General features: G+C 43.6%; 15 protein-coding genes, 1 tRNA gene and 1 pseudogene. 1 reads left to right on the top strand and 16 read right to left on the bottom strand.

Annotated elements, in window-relative coordinates:
• Window positions 1-23: 23 nt before the first annotated feature.
• The 4 genes from gcvH to IQ263_RS23475 all read right to left on the bottom strand — a co-directional run bounded on the left by gcvH (window position 24) and on the right by IQ263_RS23475 (window position 2,368).
• Window positions 24-413 (bottom strand): glycine cleavage system protein GcvH, encoded by a 390-nt coding sequence (gene gcvH, locus IQ263_RS23460; RefSeq protein WP_194070545.1) that lies wholly within the window; start codon window positions 411-413, stop codon window positions 24-26.
• A 255-nt stretch (window positions 414-668) separates the two neighbouring features.
• The gene (gene gcvT / locus IQ263_RS23465) at window positions 669-1,820 is read right to left on the bottom strand and encodes a glycine cleavage system aminomethyltransferase GcvT (RefSeq protein ID WP_194070546.1); all 1,152 of its coding nucleotides are present in this window, start codon (window positions 1,818-1,820) and stop codon (window positions 669-671) included.
• A 123-nt stretch (window positions 1,821-1,943) separates the two neighbouring features.
• Window positions 1,944-2,016: transfer RNA gene (locus tag IQ263_RS23470), tRNA-Ala, on the bottom strand.
• A 148-nt stretch (window positions 2,017-2,164) separates the two neighbouring features.
• Window positions 2,165-2,368, bottom strand: a complete 204-nt coding sequence (locus IQ263_RS23475) for a hypothetical protein (protein WP_194070547.1) — start codon at window positions 2,366-2,368, stop codon at window positions 2,165-2,167.
• Between the two features lie 161 nt (window positions 2,369-2,529).
• Between IQ263_RS23475 and IQ263_RS23480 the strand changes: the two genes are divergently transcribed.
• Window positions 2,530-2,769, top strand: coding sequence for a hypothetical protein (locus IQ263_RS23480; RefSeq protein WP_194070548.1), 240 nt, complete (start codon window positions 2,530-2,532; stop codon window positions 2,767-2,769).
• Window positions 2,770-3,021: 252 nt separating this feature from the next.
• Here the strand turns inward: IQ263_RS23480 and IQ263_RS30125 are convergent.
• From IQ263_RS30125 to IQ263_RS23540, 12 genes and pseudogenes are all read right to left on the bottom strand, one after another.
• Window positions 3,022-3,130: pseudogene (locus tag IQ263_RS30125) on the bottom strand (transposase); the annotation flags it as partial.
• Between the two features lie 887 nt (window positions 3,131-4,017).
• Window positions 4,018-4,164, bottom strand: coding sequence for a hypothetical protein (locus IQ263_RS23490; protein ID WP_194070560.1), 147 nt, complete (start codon window positions 4,162-4,164; stop codon window positions 4,018-4,020).
• A 192-nt stretch (window positions 4,165-4,356) separates the two neighbouring features.
• Window positions 4,357-4,842, bottom strand: a complete 486-nt coding sequence (locus IQ263_RS23495; RefSeq protein WP_194070550.1) for a glutathione peroxidase — start codon at window positions 4,840-4,842, stop codon at window positions 4,357-4,359.
• 159 nt (window positions 4,843-5,001) lie between these two features.
• Window positions 5,002-5,895, bottom strand: coding sequence for a YsnF/AvaK domain-containing protein (locus tag IQ263_RS23500; RefSeq protein WP_194070551.1), 894 nt, complete (start codon window positions 5,893-5,895; stop codon window positions 5,002-5,004).
• A gap of 265 nt (window positions 5,896-6,160) precedes the next feature.
• Window positions 6,161-7,009: a DUF2382 domain-containing protein gene (locus tag IQ263_RS23505; RefSeq protein WP_194070552.1), complete on the bottom strand. Its 849-nt coding sequence runs from the start codon at window positions 7,007-7,009 to the stop codon at window positions 6,161-6,163.
• A 334-nt stretch (window positions 7,010-7,343) separates the two neighbouring features.
• Window positions 7,344-7,859, bottom strand: coding sequence for a DUF1499 domain-containing protein (locus IQ263_RS23510; protein ID WP_194070553.1), 516 nt, complete (start codon window positions 7,857-7,859; stop codon window positions 7,344-7,346).
• A gap of 68 nt (window positions 7,860-7,927) precedes the next feature.
• A complete protein-coding gene (locus tag IQ263_RS23515) occupies window positions 7,928-9,586 on the bottom strand; it encodes an adenylate/guanylate cyclase domain-containing protein (protein WP_194070554.1) in 1,659 nt (552 codons plus the stop codon).
• Window positions 9,561-12,128, bottom strand: a complete 2,568-nt coding sequence (locus IQ263_RS23520; protein WP_194070555.1) for a response regulator — start codon at window positions 12,126-12,128, stop codon at window positions 9,561-9,563. Before IQ263_RS23520 ends, IQ263_RS23515 begins: the two co-directional genes overlap by 26 nt.
• The gene (locus IQ263_RS23525; protein WP_194070556.1) at window positions 12,125-12,517 is read right to left on the bottom strand and encodes a response regulator; all 393 of its coding nucleotides are present in this window, start codon (window positions 12,515-12,517) and stop codon (window positions 12,125-12,127) included. The genes IQ263_RS23520 and IQ263_RS23525 overlap by 4 nt, the downstream gene beginning before the upstream one ends.
• 214 nt (window positions 12,518-12,731) lie before the next feature.
• Window positions 12,732-14,156, bottom strand: a complete 1,425-nt coding sequence (locus IQ263_RS23530) for a hybrid sensor histidine kinase/response regulator (protein WP_194070557.1) — start codon at window positions 14,154-14,156, stop codon at window positions 12,732-12,734.
• Between the two features lie 7 nt (window positions 14,157-14,163).
• Window positions 14,164-18,108: a PAS domain S-box protein gene (locus IQ263_RS23535; RefSeq protein ID WP_194070558.1), complete on the bottom strand. Its 3,945-nt coding sequence runs from the start codon at window positions 18,106-18,108 to the stop codon at window positions 14,164-14,166.
• 758 nt (window positions 18,109-18,866) lie between these two features.
• Window positions 18,867-20,832: glycoside hydrolase family 10-like protein (locus tag IQ263_RS23540; RefSeq protein ID WP_194070559.1), on the bottom strand; the 1,966-nt coding region annotated here is incomplete at its 5' end.

Consider the following 20,832-nt stretch of genomic DNA (forward strand, 5'->3'; position numbering starts at 1 on the left):
CTCTCCCACTCTCCCCCTCTCCCCTATTCCCCTTCCACCATTTTGCGGTACTCTTCGACAGACAAAGCATCACTGGCGTCGCTGAGATTGTCAACGCGCACTTTCAGCAGCCAGCCAGCCCCATAGGGGTCTTCCGCCAAGTTTTCGGGAGACTCTATAATGTCATCGTTGCGTTCTACGACTGTACCCGTAACAGGCGCTTTCAAATCTTCAACTGCTTTCACAGACTCGACTGTACCGAAAGCTTCGCCCTTTTCCAGCCCTGCGCCGACTTCTGGCAAATCTAGAAATACAATATCGCCGAGTTGGTCAACGGCAAAAGCGCTAATCCCGATGGTGGCGATTTCCCCTTCGAGTCGGATGTATTCGTGGGTGTCTAAGTATTTCAGGTCATCAGGGTATGTTTGTGCCATGTCAATTCCTTGCAATCAAAAAGTATCAGTTAAATCTTATTAAATTATGGGCGTTTAATATCTGAAACTCCCACGGTGCGTCAGAGGGCGATTTTCTCAATTTGCAGCAGACTTCTGGCATCCCTTCGCTTTCCTTTGTTAAAAGCATCTGCGTTTATCTGTGTTGCATCTGCCTGACATCTGCGGTTGTCATATAAATCAAATATCTCTGCTATCTTGTCTGGCGCAGATAATTTAAGCTGACGCACTCTACATTTAATTGGGGCGGTTGGGAGAGCGATAAAATGGTTTTTTAACCACCGTCGCGGGATAATTTTTCCCGCGAATCTCGACTTCTAACCGCTGGCCGATTTTCGCTAATTTTACCGGAAGCATCGCGAGGGCGACGGCCCGATTCAAGGTAGGCGACAATGTACCGCTAGTAACTTCTCCTACTGTTTCGCTTTCAAATATTATCGGATAGCCGTGGCGCGCAATGTGTCGCCCTTCCATTTCTAACCCTACCAACCGCTTCGATACTCCATTGGCTTTTTGCTGTTCCAAAACCTCGCGCCCAATAAAATCGCCTTTGCTGTCGAGGTGAACTACCCAACCCAATCCAGCTTCAAAAGGTGTGGTACTGTCGTCGATATCTTGACCGTAAAGTGCCATTCCTGCTTCTAAACGCAAGGTATCTCTGGCCCCCAATCCGCAGGGAACAACGCCAGCATCGAGGAATTTTTGCCAGAGTTTTTTGCCTGTTTCTATATCCACCATGATTTCAAATCCATCTTCGCCGGTGTAACCAGTTCGGGCGATAAAACTCGGCTGTCCTAACAGTTTTGTTTCTAAGTGTCCGAAGGCTTTAATTTGTGCTAGGTTGTCTTCCACAAAAGGCTGGAGATGGTTGACAGCTTCCTGGCCTTGAATTGCAATTAAAACTTGGTCTTTGGAGATGTCGGTAAAACTAATTTCGCTAGATGCTAAGTGGGCTTCTATCCAGGCTTTGTCTGTGATGCGAGTGGCGGCGTTGACAATGATTGTTGCACGTTCTTCGTTGGTGTTCGCGTCGGGTTCTTGGCAGTAGAAAATAATGTCGTCTATGATGCAGCCTTGGTTATTTAATAAGACTGTATATTGAGCTTGACCTGGTTGCAAGCGACTCAAGTCTGAGGGTACTAAGGGTTGAAATTTTTCGATTAGTTGTTTCCCTTTCAAGCAGAATTTTCCCATGTGGGAAATGTCGAACATTCCAGCTTGTTGGCGTACTGCTTGGTGTTCGCTGCTGATGCCTGCGTACTGCACTGCCATCTCCCACCCGGAAAATGGTACCATCCGACCTTTGAGCTGTAATGATAGGTCGTACAGAGGCGATCGCGCAAGCTGGCTCGGCCTCTCTGGATTGTTGGGTTCAGTTGACTTTGCCACGGGATAATTGCTTTTTTTGCGGGTAGATTGTTTTAATTTTACGGGAAAGTGCGATCGAATTTAAGAAGACGCTGGCACTTTCAACCGCCGTCCGATCTAATTTTGTTGCTCTAATCTTGTTTATGGAGAATAGCGGGCTCGAACCGCTGACCCCTACAATGCCATTGTAGTGCTCTACCAACTGAGCTAATTCCCCTTTCTTTTCGCGCTCTCAATCATGCCTTAATGGAGTAATGTTTGTCAAGCCTTTTTGAAAAAATAGTTTGAAGCCTTGAACTGGCAAGGCTTTGGACTTTTTTTAAAATCTCCTGGCTGCTTTTCAATGAACGAATCCCTAGGATTATTTAATAAGTGTGTTGGGATATTGCGGTTAAATGGCTCAAGCAAGAGCCCATGAGGAAGTAGACGACGATCAGGGCTGCGGCTGAGACCGCGACTAGGATGCCGGCTAGGATTAGTGAAAATTCCCGTTGCGCGATCGCCTCTTGCATTAGGTGCAAGGACCAGGCAACTAGGGCCACGTCAATTATTAAAATAGAAATCAGCATAAGTTACGTTTTGTAACAGCGTACCCATTGTAACAAAACTTTTGACTGCTTGCAGATTAGGTTATACGCATTTAATTATTGGTGTAAAACCACGAGGGAGCAGCAAAAAGGCACTGAGAAAAAAGGATAGCTCTGCCTAATCATTACGATATGCAAAGTAAATGAGAGCTGGCTCAGCTATGGAGGGGCGGCGGGTGCGATCGCTTTTTTTGAGGGTAGGTGCGTTAGGGAAGCGCGCGCCTGCGGGAGGCCGATCGACGAAGAGGATCGCCCGTTTTGAGTGTAGCTGGATGGGAGAATGGCAAAACCTAAGAGTGCGATCGACTTTTTTGGTGATGAATCGATTTATCAAGAATTTGTCAAGAGCGATGGGGTCAAAAGTTGCACTCCAGTTTAACTAAAAAGAGTTACGCACTCCGCCAAAGAAACCGGGTTTTTGACCTAATCTGTCGGTAAGAACCAAAGATTTTTGGAAAAAACCCGGTTTCTGACCATCTGTGAATCAGCCATATTTATGACATACAGCACTTCCGGATATTATGAGGTACAGTAGCAGCAATTAGTAAACCAGTTTTGGAGATGTTTCGGATTAATTAAGTCAATAGCCACAGCAATTATCGTTTCAACCATTTTAGTGCTGGTTGGTGAAAACTGTCGCAATAAAGATTTGAGTTGCGACCACCATAATTCAATTGGATTAAAATCAGGAGAGTATGGAGACAAACACAAGACAGAAGCACCCACCGCTTCAATCATAGGCTTAATTGAATCTACTTTAGGCGCTGGTAAGTTATCCATATAGGCTCGCTTTGCCTCGTTGGAAGCATGAGTTCTTGTTAAACAAGTGTAATACTCCAGTTTCATCTAAAAATACTAGATTTTTTGTGTCGATATGCTTGACTTTCCCCCCTACTCTAACCTTAATTTCATGACTCTTTCAGTGCCGAATTGGCTACTTCTTACTATTTTTTTTGCGATTATAATCCCAACTTTTGTAAGGCGTTACACATGGCTGTTCTACCACCAAATTTCCTGTCTTTTGGGCGAATAACTCACACAATTCTACCAAGGTTGTATCGGGATGTACTGCCACTATTTCTCTCAACTCTTTTGACGCATTATTCAAATGACTGAATCTGGGTTTACCCCTAGGTTTAGGCTGTAAATTCCCTCGATTTTTTGTTTATTTATAAGTTTTTGAACTAAGATGTTACTGCAGGCAAATATTTTTGCTGTTTTTCCGATCGACAGCTTCTGCTGTAGATGGGCTGCTACTATGAAAGGCTCGCAAATCTACTGAGTATGCTTTCATTAGTATATTATTTTTAGTCGATTCTATTGTACCTCACAACATCTGGAAGTGCTGTAGGATAGAAATGACTACAGAAAAAGGAAATATCCGCCCTCAGTCATTAGTTAGTAGTCATTGGTCATTAGTCATTAGGAAGAAGAAATCAACCATCAAATCAAGGCTTTCAGAAATTAAGAACTTCCTAATTTTTTTGGCCGTTGCTATAAAAATGAATGCTTTTAAATTTATTCAAATTTTAATGGTACGGACTTCACTTTTCATAGAAATTGGAGGACTGAAGTCCTCACTACGAACCAATTTGATTGGAGTCGCAGTCAGGATATAATCTCAATTATTATTACTTTTCTTTAGGGAATGATGCCATACCTACAAACAGCATGGCCAGCCCACCTCCCAGAATCGCGAAGGCTAGTAAGCCTACAGCTAAATCTAATCCCGATGTATTTTCCATTAAATTAAACGATTCTCCAATTAAATAATTCAATCATCAGTATTTATTAATTGCTGATTACTTCTCAACAATGGGGAAGAGAAGCAAAAATAAGTCAACTAATCGTAGTATGGTGCGTCTGGGGGAAAATTGTTAGTCTGTATGCAAAACATTCACCCCAGACGCACCATACAATAACTAAACATCCATCTGTTATATCTGTTGAAAAATTCGTTACCGAACTGCTTATTTTGCCAATTCTTTTTCAATGGCGGCGATCAGTTCGGGGGAATCTGGGCCTACGCTGCTGCGGAATCTGGCAACTACTTCACCTTGTTTGTTAACTAAGAATTTCTCAAAATTCCAGGAAACATCACCCTTGGGGTCGGCTTCACTCGTAAGTTTAGCGTACAGCGGATGCTGCTGACTGCCTTTGGCGCGTACTTTGTCAAACAATTCAAAGCTGACTCCGTATTTGGTAGTACAGAAATTGACTATTTCTGCGTTACTTCCAGGTTCTTGTGCTCCGAAGTCGTTGCAGGGAAATCCTAAAACGCGGAGTCCAGCAGCGCTGTATTTCTGGCTCAATTCTTCGAGTCCTTTGTATTGAGGTGTATAGCCGCATTGAGAAGCTACGTTAACTATCAAGAGTACCTTACCAGCGTACTCTCCTAGCTGCTTGTCTGCGCCTGCGATCGTTTTTACTTTAATGTCGGAGATGGTGCTGGGCATTTTCAAATACTTGTAAATTTGACCACCACGATTTTACCGCAATTTGGTAAGATTTGGTCGGTATGCCGATCGCTCAAAATTTATAGGTGTTGCTAGTAAGGAATGCAAGTCCTCATAAAAATCAGAGGACTTGCATTCCTTGCTACAAACTAATTTTATTTAACTGTCGGAGTGGCTTTCCGTCATCCATTTTTGGTAAGTTTCCTCTAGTTGCGGGTTCTCCAGAACGAGTTCGAGGCGGACTTTTACGCAACCGTGGCGGGGTTGAGAGGCGATCGAATTTAAGATTTTGCTGGCTTTCTGCACCGAGGTAAACTCAGCCTTAACTGTCGGTTCATCGCGATCGTGCTTAATTCCCGCCAAATCTATACCGGTGATGCTTCCCTCGCCCAAATCTATTTCGGCCAACACCTTCGGATCGTCGCCGACTTGTTCGACAATTAGCTTTTCCCACTGGATGGGCACTTGTACCATCCGAGTTTCAATTTCTTTGCGGACAATGACTTCGCCGACTTTGCGCTTGCTGCGATTGATCACCAATCGTTCTTCTAGCAGGCGAATTACTTCTCGATCGACAATATCAAAGTCTTCATCCTCTTCACTCGTCTCCAAATTCTCATTTTGGCGATCGGCATCTGTTAGATTTGACATAACTTTTGAGGGTTTAGTTGACTCGCTATTGGTTAATTCATTCAGGGCTTCTGAGGAATTTTCTACAGACTGAGCCTCGCTATTTGCCGAAATTCCCGGTAGCCGATCGACTTCATCTGAATTAACACTTACAAACAAAGATTTTTGGTGATAATCTACTTTTTTTAGCAGCTTAATACTCACTAAAAATATCCGAGCTTTCTCGCTGCCTAGCCCTGCTACCACAAAATTGAGTTGACCGCTTTCATCAAAATATACATCTTTTATTTTACCTACCAAGTGACCTTGATTGTCTTTTACTGTAAAACTTTTTAGCTTAGTTCTGACTTTTTCCGGTACCCGGTTGAGACGAGTAATTGATTTTGCCGCTGCTATTTTTTCGGCTGATGCTTGACCGTTCATTTTTAAATTTTCCTGCTAAAAAGACGGGGCGGTGGAAACCAGGTTTATACTTGTCTTTCACCCGACAGTAGCGGGGTGAAGAACGGGCGGTTAAAATTACGTTATTTTCTTGAGCCCGTTTGGCACGGACGAAAGTTTTTGTAAAGCTGATTTCAACCGCCGTCTGCATCTAGGAATTGCGCGACTATCGCACAATTTCAACCAGCGATGTGACAGAATTATGTGATTAATCCGCAATTCCTATTCAATACCTGCTGCAGTTGGTTTAGATCTTTTTATTATCTACAACCGGAGTGCCATCGGTGTTAATGTCCAATTCTTCACGGCGCAAGGTTTCTTCGCCCTCAACCGTGCTGCGAACAACTTCTTTTCTGATGTTGACTTCTTCGCGCACGTAGGCTTCCTTGTGAATGTCGGCCGTTTCTTCGTAGACTTCCATGCGTGCAACTTCTCCTGATTGGAAGTCAGCTTCACCGACTGAAACTACTCGACCCGCTTCTACGGGCGTTACTCGCTCGATTACGACTCGTTCCTTCTCGATAGGTACTGATGCTCGTGCTGTTTCAGTTTCCACGCGCTTGCCCACTGCTACTTCGCCTGTTTTGGCGCGGGTTTTGTTGGCAATCAAGCGTTCTTCATAAAGCTTGAGATTTTGGTGTTGTTGTTCGTTGGTGTCGTAGAGGGGGCGATCGAGATCGTAGCTGTAGTTACTGCGATCGTAGCTGGCAGGAGTGGCAGTTGCGGCTGTGCCTTGATTGCGGTAAACGCCTCTTACCTGTTCTTCGCGATCGTAATCTAGTGGTTCTAATTCATTGTAAGCAGGCAATCTTTCTGCTTGATCTTTGCTGCGAAGGCCTGTAGCGTAGACGCGACGAGCTCCGTAGTCGAAGCGGGCCGAGCCGATCGGCAGCAATACTTTTTTGCCAAAAATCCAAATCCCGGTATCAATTACCAGATAGCGAAAACGACCGCTTTCATCAACTAAAGCATCATAAACGGTTCCTACTTTTTCATCAGAGTCGCCGGCATAAACATCAAATCCCTTGATGTCGTCTCCAGCAAAAATTTCTTCTTGATAGTTAGGATAAAATTCTTCTAATCTTTGAAGTGTCATGTGTTTTTTCCTCGCTTGTTTAATTAAATTTATAGTAAAAATTAATTGGGTTGACTTACATCTCCCTAAAGTCTGAAGTGTACAATTTAGGGCGTTTAATACTATAGGAATAGTGCCTGGTGCGGGGACGAGCGCACTCAGCTATGCAAAGCCCGATCGACAATACCTAGCGGTTGAAAGTGCCGATGGAGGCAAACTCTCACTCCGGGGGATAGGGTTTGACTCGATCGGGCGGTTAAGACTGGGTTATGTTCTTGAGTCCGCTGGAAGGGACATCGTTTGACAACACCAGGTTTCAACCGCTGTCTGAGCTTCGGGATATCTAGAAATTAGCTCACTGTTGATTTAGTTGAGCTCTGAGTGTCTCAATTCGTTTGCGGTTAACTCCTAAATCCGACTCTCCCAGACGCGATGCCGATCGCACGTGAATGACTTTTGCGCCATCATCTACCAAAAATTCCACGTCATCGACAAACCCCATCAAAGCACTGGTGAACTCCGCATAGAGGTAATTATCCGTGGCGGTGATAATTTTAGTCTTTGCTGAGGACTCGATCGCCCCTTTGAGCTTTGCCATTGCTTCTGTAGGCGACGAAGTGTAGGCCAAAGGCTCAATTTGGTGTTCGGCATCTTGACTGAAGCTGCTGACGCAGTTAGGCGAAGCAGGGCACGCTGCGAGTTTTCCTGACACAATACCGATATTGGCCGGTTTTTTTCCAGCAAACATTGTTTTTTCTCCGGGAATTAGGATAAAAATAGCGATCGACAGTACCGCTACCGCTAGCAGTGATATTAAAATAACTAGGACTCTTTTCAATGCTTGAGGCGATTTTGTTTCAACTGTCTGCAAAGGATTATCCCTCCTGAAAGTGTAAATTCATTCTAATTTTAATATTAATTGAAATTGACCTCAAAAAATCAAAAAACTTGACTTTGTTCTTCAATCAACCAATAAGTCCACATTGTTCCTTTACCTTTTACCGAAATCTCACCCCGTTCTTCAAAAACAAACCGAGCTTTCAAACGCTCGTAAGTTGTCGCAGTCACTTGAATTTTACCCGGCAATCCGTTCGACTCCATCCTAGACGCAACATTCACAGTATCCCCCCACAAATCGTAGCTAAATTTGCTAATCCCAATAATTCCAGCCACCACCGAACCGCTGTGAATTCCGATCCGCAATTCAAAACTTTCTCCAACTTTGGTATTAAAACTTCTCAAAGCTGCCTGCATTTCCAAAGCTAAAAGTGCGATCGCCTCAGAGTGATCCTCCCGCACCGTCGGCAAACCCCCAACCACCATATAAGCATCCCCAATCGTCTTAATCTTTTCCAACCCGTGCAACTCAGACAACCTATCGAACTCCGAAAAAATCGCGTTCAAAATTTCTACCAACTGCGTCGGACTTTTGTGAGCAGAAAACTCTGTAAAACCCACCAAATCAGCAAACAATACCGTCACATCATCAAAATGATCCGCTATCAACTTTTGCTCTTTTTGCAAGCGATCGGCAATAGGTTTCGGTAAAATATTCAGCAGCAATTTCTCTGTTTGCTCTTGCTGCAATTTCAGCGCTGCTTCAGCTTGTTTCCGCTGAATCAGCGAACCTAGCTGCATCGCAACCGCACTCACCAATTCCAACAAGCGCGGCTGACATTCCAGATTGTTTTCTTGATAAAAAATCAAAATTGCCAACACTTGATTGTCTGCCAAAATTGGCACACCAAAAGCCGCTTTTAACCCCACATTCATCGCAAATTGCGATTGTAAAAAAACTTGTTCCGGTGCAGTAGAAACATCCTCTATCCATTCAGACTGCTGCGACTGCCAAATCCTCCCTGGGAGTCCCACACCAGCAGCAAAAGTTAACTCCCAATTTGTCTGTCGGAATTGGGCAAAACTCGAATCGCTGACGTACCTACCTGTAGCACATTTTAAAACGCCCTCACTGCAAGGAATCCAAGCTTCGCCCAGATTCCATTCAATAGTTTGGCAAATTAAACCTAAGATCACATCTATAGCCGACTCAAAACTCTCAGATTTACTAATAGCTTGAGTAGCCTTCAGCAGCAACCTCGTTTCCATTTCCACCTGGTGACGTTCGGCGATTTCCTCGTGCAACTGGACATTTTTAGCCGTCAATATTTGATTTTTTTCTTGCAATTGCATTTGCAAGGAACGCACAGTAAGTTGATTGCTAACTCGCGCCAATACTTCTTTCACCTGAAAAGGTTTTGTGATATAATCTGCTCCGCCCACCTCAAAAGCTTGTGCCTTATTTATTCCTTCTTCTAGCGCGCTGAGAAAAATAATCGGAATTTCTTTAAATTCCGGTTGTGATTTCAATTTTTTACAGAGTTCGTAGCCGTCAATATCCGGCATCATAATATCTAGCAAAATTAAATCTGGCACGCTAGATTGAATTGCATCTATAGCAGAAAAACCGTTGGTAACAGGTCGGACTTTATAACCATTTTTTTGCAGAATTCTAATCAACAAACGCAGATTATCTGGCGTATCATCAACTACTAAAATATCTGCTTGATAGTCTTCAGTTTTTTCCGCCTTCATCTGCATTATTTGATTCCTCCGCCTCGGTAATTAAATTAAGAATTTTCTGATAATCAAAATTATCGAGATGACCCTGGAGGATGTCGGAAAATTCACGATGAGCATCCCTTATTTCCTCGATTGTCCTGGAAATTAAGTCAAAATCAGCATTACGGATTACCTGCTTCATCTTCTCTATCCATTCTGCGGGAAGTGCAGGCAAATAAGCAAGCGCAACAATAGAGGGAGAGTTAGATTGATTATCGCCCCTTGACATCAAATAAGTCGAGGGAGAGTAGAGATACTTGACCCCTAAGTGTTGGTTGAGGCTATTAAATATATCATTTTTGCGGAAAGGTTTGCTAATAAAATCGTCACAACCTACCAATAAAGCAAAGGATCGCCTGCCTTCAATTGTACTAGCAGTCAAAGCAATAATCTTCGGAATCGGAGATTCAAACTCAGAAACACTCATTTGAGCGTTGCCTTGCTGCTCTTGCTCTCTCTGCTGTATTCGGGTTCTAATTTCTTTAGTAGCTTCGTAGCCGTCCATCACTGGCATTCGCACATCCATCAAAATTAAATGCGGCTGCCAGTTTTCCCAGATTTCTACTGCTTCGCTGCCGTTGTTGGCTTGTTGCAGCACAAAACCCAAAGGAGAAAGCATTTTGACTAAAAGTTGGCGGTTGTCTTCGCGATCGTCCACAATTAAAATCCGGTAGCAAGGTTGATTTGGTTCCAATCCCGTAACTTCCAGGTTAATTTGTGGTTCGGGAATATCCGCAGCATAAACCGCACCGACTGGAATCTCAAATTTAAAAGTCGTGCCAATTTCCAGTTGACTTTCTACGACGAGCTCTCCTCCCATCAAGCGGACAAATTGACGGCTGATAGTCAATCCTAAACCAGTACCTTTCTGAGCGTTTTGACCGGAAGTCGTCTGCACGAATGCCTGGAAAACATTGCCCACTTCTTCGGGAGAAATACCTACTCCTGTATCTTCTATTTCAAACTGAAGGAAAACCATCGGTTCGGAATTTAAATCTTCAGTACCTTTTGTTAATTCAACTATTGCTAATTCCCTGGAAGTTATGGCGAATTCCCGAATACTTGTTGCGGTATCAAACATAACTGTAGGTCTATCTAATAAATCTACTATTCCAGAATATTTTAACTTTCTAATTCTTAAAACTATTCCGCCTGTCGGTGTGAATTTAACGGCATTGCTGAGGAGATTTATCAGGACTTGCCGCAGTTTAACCTCATCGGTTCGCACGTACTGGGGAACGTCAGCCTCGCGCTCGAAAAGCAATTGCAATTCTTGACTCTGTGCTCGAAATTGAAACATATCTTCCAAGTCATCAAGCAAGCGGTAGAGGTCGAAGTTTTTCGGGACGATCGCCATCCGTCCCGCTTCGATTTTTGACAAGTCTAAGGCTTGATTGATCAGAGTCAGCAAGTGTTCGCCGCTGCGGTGAATAATTCTTAAATTTTCTCGATTTTCAGCAGAAAAATTGGGGCTTGGTTCCATGATTTGTGCAAACCCAAGTATGGAATTGAGAGGGGTTCGCAACTCGTGGCTCATATTAGCAAGAAACGTGCTTTTAGCTTTGTTTGCTGCTTCAGCAGCTAAGGCGGCTTGTTGCAGTTGTTCTGTGCGTTCGTCAATTTGGACTTCTAAGGTGTGCTGGTAGTCTGCTAGTATTTTTTCGGCTTGTTTGCGATCGCTAATATCTTGAAAAACTGCGATCGCATAAGTAATATTTCCGCTAGCGTCAAAAATCGGCGTGGTATTGATCTCGATCGCAATTATTTTGTCATCCTGACGGATTTCTACATCGTCAACCCTGACAAATTCGCCTTTCAGCGCGCGCAAAACTGGCAAATTATCCGGCGGGTAAAGCTCATCAGTATTGGCAACATAAAGTTGATAACTTGCAGCTAATTGTTCCGCTGTGCTTTCCGGGATCGTGTCTGCACCCAACAAATCCCGCGCTGTCTGGTTAAAATAGGCGATCGAGCCGTCTGGATTGTAAACAGATACCCCCACTGGCAAAGCTTCTAAAAATTGATTCAGGCGGCTTTCACTCGCAGACAGCGCCGCATTTACTTGCTTCAACTCCTGATTTACTTCTTGCCGTTTCAGGATTTCATCTGTTAACTTTTGGTCTTGCAAATAACTGTGAACAGCTTCTACTACCGTTAATTTCAAATCTTCATTTTGCCAAGGTTTAGGGATATAACGGTACAACTTAGCATACTTGATAGCATTGCTCAAAGCTTCCAGATCTGCTTGGCCCGTTAGCATAATCGTCAGCGTATCCGGTGAGCGTTCGTGAATTTGCTTGAGCAATTCGTCCCCTTTAATATCCGGCATAATATAATCCGAAAGTACCAAAGCAATCTCGTATTCATCTGCCTGCAAATCTGCCAGCAACTCTAAAGCATCTTCCCCCCCTTCCGCCGTTTCAATAATACAACTATCCCCGATCGCCTTTTTCAGCTCAATCTTTAAACTCTTCAAAACATCAGGTTCGTCGTCAATACAAACAATTACAGGTTTTTTCATAACTTAGCCAGCCCAGATTTTATTGTTTCTATTAACTCTTTGCTACTCCAAGGTTTGTACAAACAGCAGTATAAATCGGCTTCTTTGACTGCCCGCTCAACTGCCGCTGCATCCGCTTGTCCCGTCAACATCACCGTAATAATTTTAGGATATTTTCGGTGAATTTTAATTAAAAGTTCGTCACCTTTAATTCCCGGCATCAGCCAATCAGAAACAACCACAATCACCTGAAATTCTTCTTGAAAATCCTCAAGTAAATCTAAAGCTTCATCACCACTTTCAGCCAATTCGTAAAAGTAATCATCTTTAAATTCATTCTTGAGCTGCATCTTGAGAGTATTCAAGATATCTGGTTCGTCGTCAACGCAAAGGATTACAGGCTTACTCATTTGTTTAATCGCTGTTGGGATTTTAGCCGGCTTGCTGCGAAAATGACTTGCTGCTAGGTGATTAATTTCAGGCGAGCAGACAAGGTATCTATCCCCCATCTTATACCATTTTCCATTGGAGAATAGAGATTGTCAATTTGGAATCATTCATGACATAATAGTGGGGGGCGCGGGTTTAAATTTGCATTCTTTTTTAAACAAAAGTAAGTTTTATTTAATAGATTGGCAGCGATACTGTAAAGGTTGTCTGCCCCGGTACAGATTCTACATCAATTGTGCCTTCGTGTTTCTTGACAATTTTTCTCACAATATCCAATCCTAAACCGCTACCTTCCCCCGCAGATTTAGTCGTAAAAAATGGCTGAAAAATTTTGGGAATAACTTCTGGGGGAATACCTTTGCCATTATCAGTAAACTTGAGAATAATATTTGCCTCTTGCTGCTGAGTCTCTAGAGTCAAAATACCTTTATAATCCATTGCTTGCAGGGCATTGTGAATCAGATTCGTCCAAACTTGATTTAAGTCATCGGGATAGCAAATTATTTCGGGTAGATTTCCATAATCTTTAACTACTTCTATACCGTGTTTCAGTTGATTTTGATAAAGAGTTAACACCGTGTCAATACCGTCGTGCAAGTTCGCATGAACTTTTTCTTGCTTGCTATCGAAATGAGCGTAACTTTTCAAGGCAAATACTACTTTTCCCGACTTAGCTGTCGCTCTTTGGATCAGGCTAATACTTTTTTTAAAGCTCGCAAATTGATAAGCAGTATTGAAAACTACTTCCCAATCAGGCAATTTGAAAAATGGCAACAACTGTTCTATGTTGTCGTAAATTTCCATGTCAACTAAAGTGTCAGCAATTTCATCAGGAATCTGAACCGATTCTGCAGTCAAATCTCTAATCAACTGCTGCTTGAATTTGCGTTTCTCTCTACTGGTGAATAAATTTGTTTGATTGGTAGATCGGTAAAGTAAACTTAAGAAGTAACCTTTGCTTTCTTCAGAAATCTCTTGAAAAAATTGAGGCATTTTGGGTAGATTATCGTCCCAAAAATTAGCTATGTTATCAATAGAGGAACCTATAATGCCCAGGGGCGTATTGATTTCGTGGGCAATACCGGCAATCAGTTGTCCTAGTGCAGCCATTTTTTCCGATTGAATCAAATGCTCTTGGGTGGCTTGCAGTTCGTGGATAGCAGTTGCTAAATCTTGATTTTTTTCTTGCAAAATTTGTTGTAGCGAACAAATTTTTAAATGAGTTTCGATCCGGGCTAAAACTTCTTCAACTTGAAACGGTTTGGTAATAAAGTCCACTCCCCCAACTTCAAAAGCTTTGACTTTATCCATCACGTCATTAATCGCACTGATAAAAATCACCGGAATATCTTTTGTGATTTCAGAATCTTTGAGCTGCTGACAAACTTCATAACCGTCCATTTCTGGCATCATCACATCGAGCAACACTAGATCGGGGGGCATTTTTTGAGCTGCAGAAAGTGCTAGTTTACCGTTGGGAGCCGGGCGAACCTTATAGCCTTTTTCACTCAATATTCCTGCCAGCAATCGCAGGTTTTCTGGCGTGTCGTCTACTACTAAAATATTAGCTCGATTAATGTTAGGCAAAGTTGAATCCATTGGGTATTTACTGTTTTTGGCTGCGAGAAATTGTGTTTAAAATTTTGTCGTATTCAAAATTATTAATGCAGTATTGAAGCGCGTCCGCAAGAGAGGGGTTGACAGTGCGAATTTGTGCGATCGAACTGGCGATCGCCTCCATGTCCACACTCAAAATATTTTGCTTGAATTGAGCCATCCAATCGGCGGAAAGAGAGGCGATCGCCTCCGGTGTCAGTATATCTTGACTTGAGTCCCCTAAACCTGTCGCGCTGACGGCAGTTGAATCTTCATAAATATAGCGTACTCCTAAATGTTTGCCCATTGCCACAAAGATATCTTCTTCTCGGAAGGGTTTACGCATAAAATCATCGCAACCAGCCGAAAGAATCACCGCCCGTTCTTCCTCCAAAACACTAGCAGTCAAAGCCACAATCGCCGTTGCTTGGCCGCTAGTTGTAGTTTTAATCTGTTTCGTTGCCTCGTACCCGTCCATCACAGGCATTCTCATGTCCATCCAAATCAGATGCGGTTCCCACTCCATAAAAATATCCACCGCTTCTTTACCATTACTTGCTTCTTTCAACTCAAATCCGAGCGGACTCAGAAGTTTTACCAAAAGTTGACGATTCAGGGGTTTGTCGTCCACAATTAGCAAGCGGTAACGCGGCTGATCGGCTGCCAGAGCAACAACTCGAACTTGAGTTTTTTTGCTTTCAATATCGGCAGTTTCCACCAGATGAACTTGGATGTCAAACTGAAATATTGTGCCCTTTTCTAGTTCACTGCTAACAGTAATTTCACCTCCCATTAATTGTACAAACTGTCGGCTGATCGCTAAACCTAAACCAGTTCCTTCCTGAGAATCTTTACCTGTTTGTGTCTGTACGAACGCTTCAAACAAATGAGGGATTTCCTCAGCAGCAATACCTGCACCAGTATCTCTAACTTCAAAATGCAGCCAGTAGCGACCGGGCAATTGGTTAGGGCTGTTTTTGTGTAGCTTTCCTCTTCCTGCTTTGACTTGCACCGACACTCCCCCTTTGGAAGTAAATTTAATTGCATTATTGAGCAAATTAATTAAAACTTGGCGCAATTTGACTTCATCGGTGGAAATATAATGGGGAACTTCCGCCTCTCGATCGAAGATTAAATGCAAGCTTTTTTCCTCAGCTTTGAGCGCAAACATATCTTCTAAATCGTCTATCAATCGGTATAAATCGAAGTTTCTTTCATAAATAGTAGTACGTCCTGCTTCGATTTTTGACAAGTCTAAAACTTGGTTAATTAAAGATAGTAAATGTTCGCCGCTCCGCAGGATAATTCCAACATTTTCTTGGTTTTCTTGAGACATAGTTTTACTGCGGAGCATGACTTGAGCAAAGCCGATGATTGCGTTTAGGGGCGATCGCAATTCGTGACTCATATTGGCGAGAAAGGTACTCTTAGCTTTGTTTGCTGCTTCGGCCGCTTCTTTCGCCTGCTGCATTTTGATTTCCGCTTGTTTGCTATCAGTAATATCCTTAATAAAACCTTCGTAGTAAAGTAAACTTCCGGCGGCATCGCAGACAGCGCGAGAATTTTCAGAAATCCAGATAATGCTGCCATCTTTGCGGTAAATTTCTGATTCAAAGTTAGCCAGTATTCCGTACTCGTTCATCAGCGTAATAAATTCGTCGTGGCGATTGGGATTTACATAAAGCTGGTTATTGAAATTCGGCTGGGATGCGATTAATTCTTGCGACGATTCGTAACCGTAGAGGTTAGCTAAAGCGGGGTTAGCGCTGATGTATTTTCCGTCAGCAGCAGTCTGAAAAATGCCGTTTAAAGCGTTTTCATAAATATTGCGGTACTTTTCTTCGGCTTCCCGGAGAGCGTTTTCTGCTTTTTGGCGATCGGTAATATCGCTCGAAATCGACAGAAAACAAGGTTCTCCGTCAATTTCGATGGTTTCAATAGACAGCAGCGCCGTTCTTTCTGTACCGCTTTTATTGCGAAACCTGAGTTCGTAATTATGAATAGCCGTTTTATTCTTTAACATTTGAATCATCCGATCGCGCTCTGCTAAAGTCGCCCAAAAATTCAGTTCAACCGCTGTTTTTCCAATAATTTGATCGTGACTGTAGCCCATCATCCGGCAAAAGCTGTCATTAACTTCAAGGTGACTACCATCACTAATTCTCGTGATCGTAATCGCATTGGGACTGGAACGAAAAGCTTTAGAAAACTTTTCTTTTGCTTTCGCAAAATCGGCGGTACGTTCTGCAACTTGTACTGCTAAATTTTGGTTGTATTCGGTTAACAGTTTGTCCGCCTGTTTGCGTTCAGTAATATCTTGAAAAGCGCACATTCCGTAGATAATGTTGCCTCGATCGTCGTAAATAGGAGTGCCCCAAACTTGCAGGGGAACAATTTTGTCAGTCAAGGAGATTTCAATGTCATCAACAGTTACAATTTTGCCCTGCAAAGCGTTTAAAACTGGGTCGCGCTCCGCTGGGTAAATTTCCTGAGTGCCAGCTAAATGAACTCGGTAGGATTGTCGCAAATTTTCAGAGTTTGCTGCTATAATTCCTTGACCTAAAAGTTGCTCCCCTGTAGGATTAATATAGTGAGGTTGACCGTTGGGCTCGACAATAAAAATGCCTAGCGGTACTGCATTGAGAAATTGTTTGACTCGGTTTTCATTTTCCGAAATCGAAGTAAATGAATGCTGTAATTGCTCTGCCATGCTGTTAAAAGCAGCCGCAAGTTCTCCGACTTCATCTTCGCGATTCAGAGCGAGCTTTGTATCCCATTCATTCTTTGCCAAAGCTTTCGCCGCTGCATTCAATTTTAAAATCGGCTGCACCACCCATTTAGCAGTAAAAATTCCCAGAATTGTCGCTACGATCAAAGCTGCAACCGACAGCACAACAGTCGTGCGGGTATTGGCGTTAATTTGCTCCATAAAGTCGGACTCTGGTACAACTACGACAATCAGCCAATCCAACCCCCGATCGTCTTTAAAAGGAGTTACCTCCATAAAATTGCGCTTCCCGTCAATATCAAAAGTAAGCTGTTGAGAATTTTTGATTTGAGCTAAGCTTTGGTAGGTTTTTTCTAAATGCTGTGCGGTTAGGCGAATTACGGGATTGTTGCTTGCTGAAGCTTGGACGCGCTTTGCTTCTTTACCTTGCACTGCGAATTCTTCGCCCGCCGTTGAAGAGGCAATTAACATTCCCGATCTTTCCATCACAAAAGTTTGCCCAGATTTACCAATTTTGAGGCTGACGAGAAATTCTTTAATTTTGGAAAACAGCAAATCGCTGCCAGCTATTCCTAACAGCTTCCCCGCAGCGTCGTAGATAGGCATAGCAGCAGTAATGGCTAGCTCTCTTGTCAAAAAATCTGTATAAATTGGACTCCAGATAGGTTTTTTTGCGAGCGCCGCTGCTACGTACCAAGGACGAATTCGCGGGTCGTAAATATTATTGGAGATTTCTACTAATTTAACGCGGTTTCCTTGAGAATCACCAGTATATCGAGCTAATTTATTGCCAGTAGATTTGTCAGCAGCAGAGATGAGAATCCGATCTTTAGTGCGAATTGCTCCAGAGTGTTCTCCATTTTCTGTGGCTACGTAAATGATGCTGATTGTATCAAAATATTGAATTTGTTCGAGGAAATGAAGTTCTAATTTTTGTTTGTCTTCGAGGTTCAACTGCCCCAATTTTATGCCTTGAACGTTGAGGTGATTGACAATGTGGGGAATTGACATATAGTTTTCCATGCGGTCTTTGATGCGATCGCTAATTTCTCCCCGCAACTGAGCTGCTACATCGTTAACCGCCCGCTGACCGTTTTGGAATGATAGCCAACCGACAACTCCTACGGTGCCGACAATTTGCACTAAAAAAGGCACTACGAGCACTGTTTGTAATGGAACTTTACCTAAGATTTTGGTGGCAAAGCGATTCAGCGGTTTAGGAAACATATTCATCCTCAGAGTCAGTAGTCAGTAGTCAGTAGTCAGTAGTCATTAGTCAGTGGTTATTAGTTGTTAGTTATTAGTTATTAGTTATTAGTTATTGGTTATTGGTTATTGGTTATTGGTTATTGGTTATTGGTTATTGGTTATTGGTTATTGGTTATTGGTTATTAGTCAGTGGTAGGGGCGGTGGATGGTGCGTGCGGGTTCTCTTAGTAGTCATTAGTCATTAGTCATTAGTCATTGGGAAGAGTTTCGATTGCGATTTTTGTTTTATTTTTCCTTTTTTAGGCTGCAGTCTATTGAAAATAGTAGAGTCGATATATTTAAACTAATATAGCGTATTTGTGCTGATTGTTTGGGCAACTACTTATACCGATAATTTTGTGCGATCGACCTAAATCGAGATCATCTTATCGGAAGAGTAATATGGTTGATTTAGTGCTTTCAATCGGTTTCAGCAATGTATAGCGGTTCTCAAGCGTGGTGAGGTATGCCCTCTGCCCTCTGCCCACGGAGCCCTAGGCGCACTCCTAGCACCTCATATGAGAGTTCGAAATGCTATATCAATGTCCTAACTACCGAGAATGTTGCTAGATATTGCACAATTGTCAATAAGGCTTTGATGGGCGAGATATCGGGCCTACCCCACAAGAAAATTTACTCTTTGTGGAATAGGCATCCTGCCTGTTTTTGAGAATGGTTTCGGATGTGAGTTTGAACAAACAGTAGCTAACGAGTACGCGCACCCTAAACACCTGTATTTACCGGCGATTCAACTCCGTTCTTTCGCCGTAACGCAACAGCATATCCAAACTCTCCAAACGATTTTGCCAAGTTTGTACCTGATAGCTATTGTCCCGAGAATGCAGGCGCATCAAAGATGGAAACTGAGATTGAAAATTTGCCAACAATCTTTTAGCCGTCGCTAAACTTTCACTAGAAGGATTGGCCGCCAATTTGCTAAAAGCTTGCGCCAATTCATCCGATCGACTTTGGAGAACTTTCAGTTCAGATTCCGACACCTGCAACTGATTGTTAGCCAACAAAAAACTCCATTCCTGCTTGAGAGCAGTATAGCGCGAAGCCGCGGCTGCAAACGGCTGCCGGTAAGGAATCGGTTCTGCAGCATTCGTAGAACGCACCCCTCGCCCTTGAGTGCGGTTAAAAAAGCCCTGCATGGCGCTGCTGATACTTTCCACCGCAAAAATAGCATAGCCCCCTGTCGGCAAATCGCGCAAAGCTTGAATTTGGTCGATCGCCACAACTTGCGGGAGAGTCAACAACTTAACCGACGGAGAAATCAAAGCCGAACCGAGCATTTGTTCCTTCGCCAACGGTTCCGTAACGCGCTGAAGTCGGTTAGTATCCAAAGCATAAGTCATCGGCACAATCAAATCTACAATACCCTGACGGGCCCAAACTTCCCAATTTTGCTGAATTTTGTAAATCCGCTGACTTTCTGGGTGAGGAAACACCGCCACCGACAGAATTGTGCGGGGAGAATTCGGCCCCAAAAGCCGATAAACTTCAGCGACAAAACTATTAATTTGATTGGTTTTAAATTCAACCCACTGCCGCCACAAACTGCCGTCCTTGGGGGAAATATTCACCGGATCTGTACCAGTCAACTGCTTGAATTGCTGCCTCGCGGCAGCACCGTAGCCGTAGGTAAAACCCGCGTTATCATTTTGAAAAGGATAGCGAATGTAGTCTAACTGCACTCCATCTACTTTGTAGCGGGTGGCAATTTCGTTGATAATTTGGAGTAGATAACTGCGTGCTTCCGGGTTTGCTGGATCGATATAAAATTTACCGTCATTAGGATTTTGGATGCGTCCTTTATTGTCAATATTTGCCCAACTTGGATGAGCGGAAAGCACTGGCCCTGGATAAGAATCAGGTTGACCAATTAAAGCATTGTGGCGTTTATTTCCGGTGGCAAAAATCCAAACCCAAGCGTGCAGTTCCAGACCTCGCTCGTGGGCTAATTTAACAGCAGATTCCAGCGGGTCCCAGCCAACTGTAAGGGGGTTTTGTTGGGGTGCAACTTGACTCGGATAAATTGGATATCCGGCATTCACAGTTTCAAAGAAAACGGTATTGATACCGGCGGCGGCGAGCCGATCGAACACTGCAGCCAAACCTTGTTCAGATCTAGTGGCCACGATCGTACCGCGATCGAGCCAAACCGCCCGAATTTCCGCCCCGACGCGCGGCCCTTCCTGCGGGTAATTTTGCCAGAGTAACTGGCGCGCTTGCACCCACTGCTGTCTGGCCTCGGCGTATTTTTGTTGTTGCAGGAGTTGGTCAAAATTTTGCAAAACCTCCCGCGCGTTGGCGATCGCCCGCATCATAGTCCCTGGCATCACAGACGGACGAAGGGCGGCCGGGCCGCCGGCACTGTTGCTTCCAGCCACCAGTTGAGGGGGGGTAGGAGCACTGAGATTGACGGCGGTATTCCCGGAATTAGATGCTGTCAGGGCGCTTTCAAACCTACCGAGGAGGTTGGTGAGTTCTTGGCGCATCAAGTAGGCTTCAATGCTGACGATCGGCTGATTGGAATTTGCCTGCACGTCCAAACCCGCCGGCGCTGACTGATCTGAAGGGTCTGTAAAATTTGCGGGGACTGGTTCGGGAAGCGAGGGAGCAGGAGAAAGTGTGCTCAGCGGGGTACTGCGCGGCGCAGGGGCGGTGTTTCTAGAGACTCTGGAGGGGGGGGGAGAAGGA

The sequence above is a fragment of the Tychonema sp. LEGE 06208 genome (genome assembly GCF_015207505.1).
Lineage (GTDB): Bacteria > Cyanobacteriota > Cyanobacteriia > Cyanobacteriales > Microcoleaceae > Microcoleus.

Coding starts and splice junctions, on each gene's coding strand:
- gcvH (WP_194070545.1), bottom strand. CDS start 413: ATGGCACAAACATACCCTGATGACCTGAAATACTTAGACACCCACGAA.
- IQ263_RS23475 (WP_194070547.1), bottom strand. CDS start 2,368: ATGCTGATTTCTATTTTAATAATTGACGTGGCCCTAGTTGCCTGGTCC.
- IQ263_RS23480 (WP_194070548.1), top strand. CDS start 2,530: ATGAGAGCTGGCTCAGCTATGGAGGGGCGGCGGGTGCGATCGCTTTTT.
- IQ263_RS23495 (WP_194070550.1), bottom strand. CDS start 4,842: ATGCCCAGCACCATCTCCGACATTAAAGTAAAAACGATCGCAGGCGCA.
- IQ263_RS23500 (WP_194070551.1), bottom strand. CDS start 5,895: ATGAACGGTCAAGCATCAGCCGAAAAAATAGCAGCGGCAAAATCAATT.
- IQ263_RS23505 (WP_194070552.1), bottom strand. CDS start 7,009: ATGACACTTCAAAGATTAGAAGAATTTTATCCTAACTATCAAGAAGAA.
- IQ263_RS23515 (WP_194070554.1), bottom strand. CDS start 9,586: ATGCAGATGAAGGCGGAAAAAACTGAAGACTATCAAGCAGATATTTTA.
- IQ263_RS23520 (WP_194070555.1), bottom strand. CDS start 12,128: ATGAAAAAACCTGTAATTGTTTGTATTGACGACGAACCTGATGTTTTG.
- IQ263_RS23525 (WP_194070556.1), bottom strand. CDS start 12,517: ATGAGTAAGCCTGTAATCCTTTGCGTTGACGACGAACCAGATATCTTG.
- IQ263_RS23530 (WP_194070557.1), bottom strand. CDS start 14,156: ATGGATTCAACTTTGCCTAACATTAATCGAGCTAATATTTTAGTAGTA.
- IQ263_RS23535 (WP_194070558.1), bottom strand. CDS start 18,108: ATGTTTCCTAAACCGCTGAATCGCTTTGCCACCAAAATCTTAGGTAAA.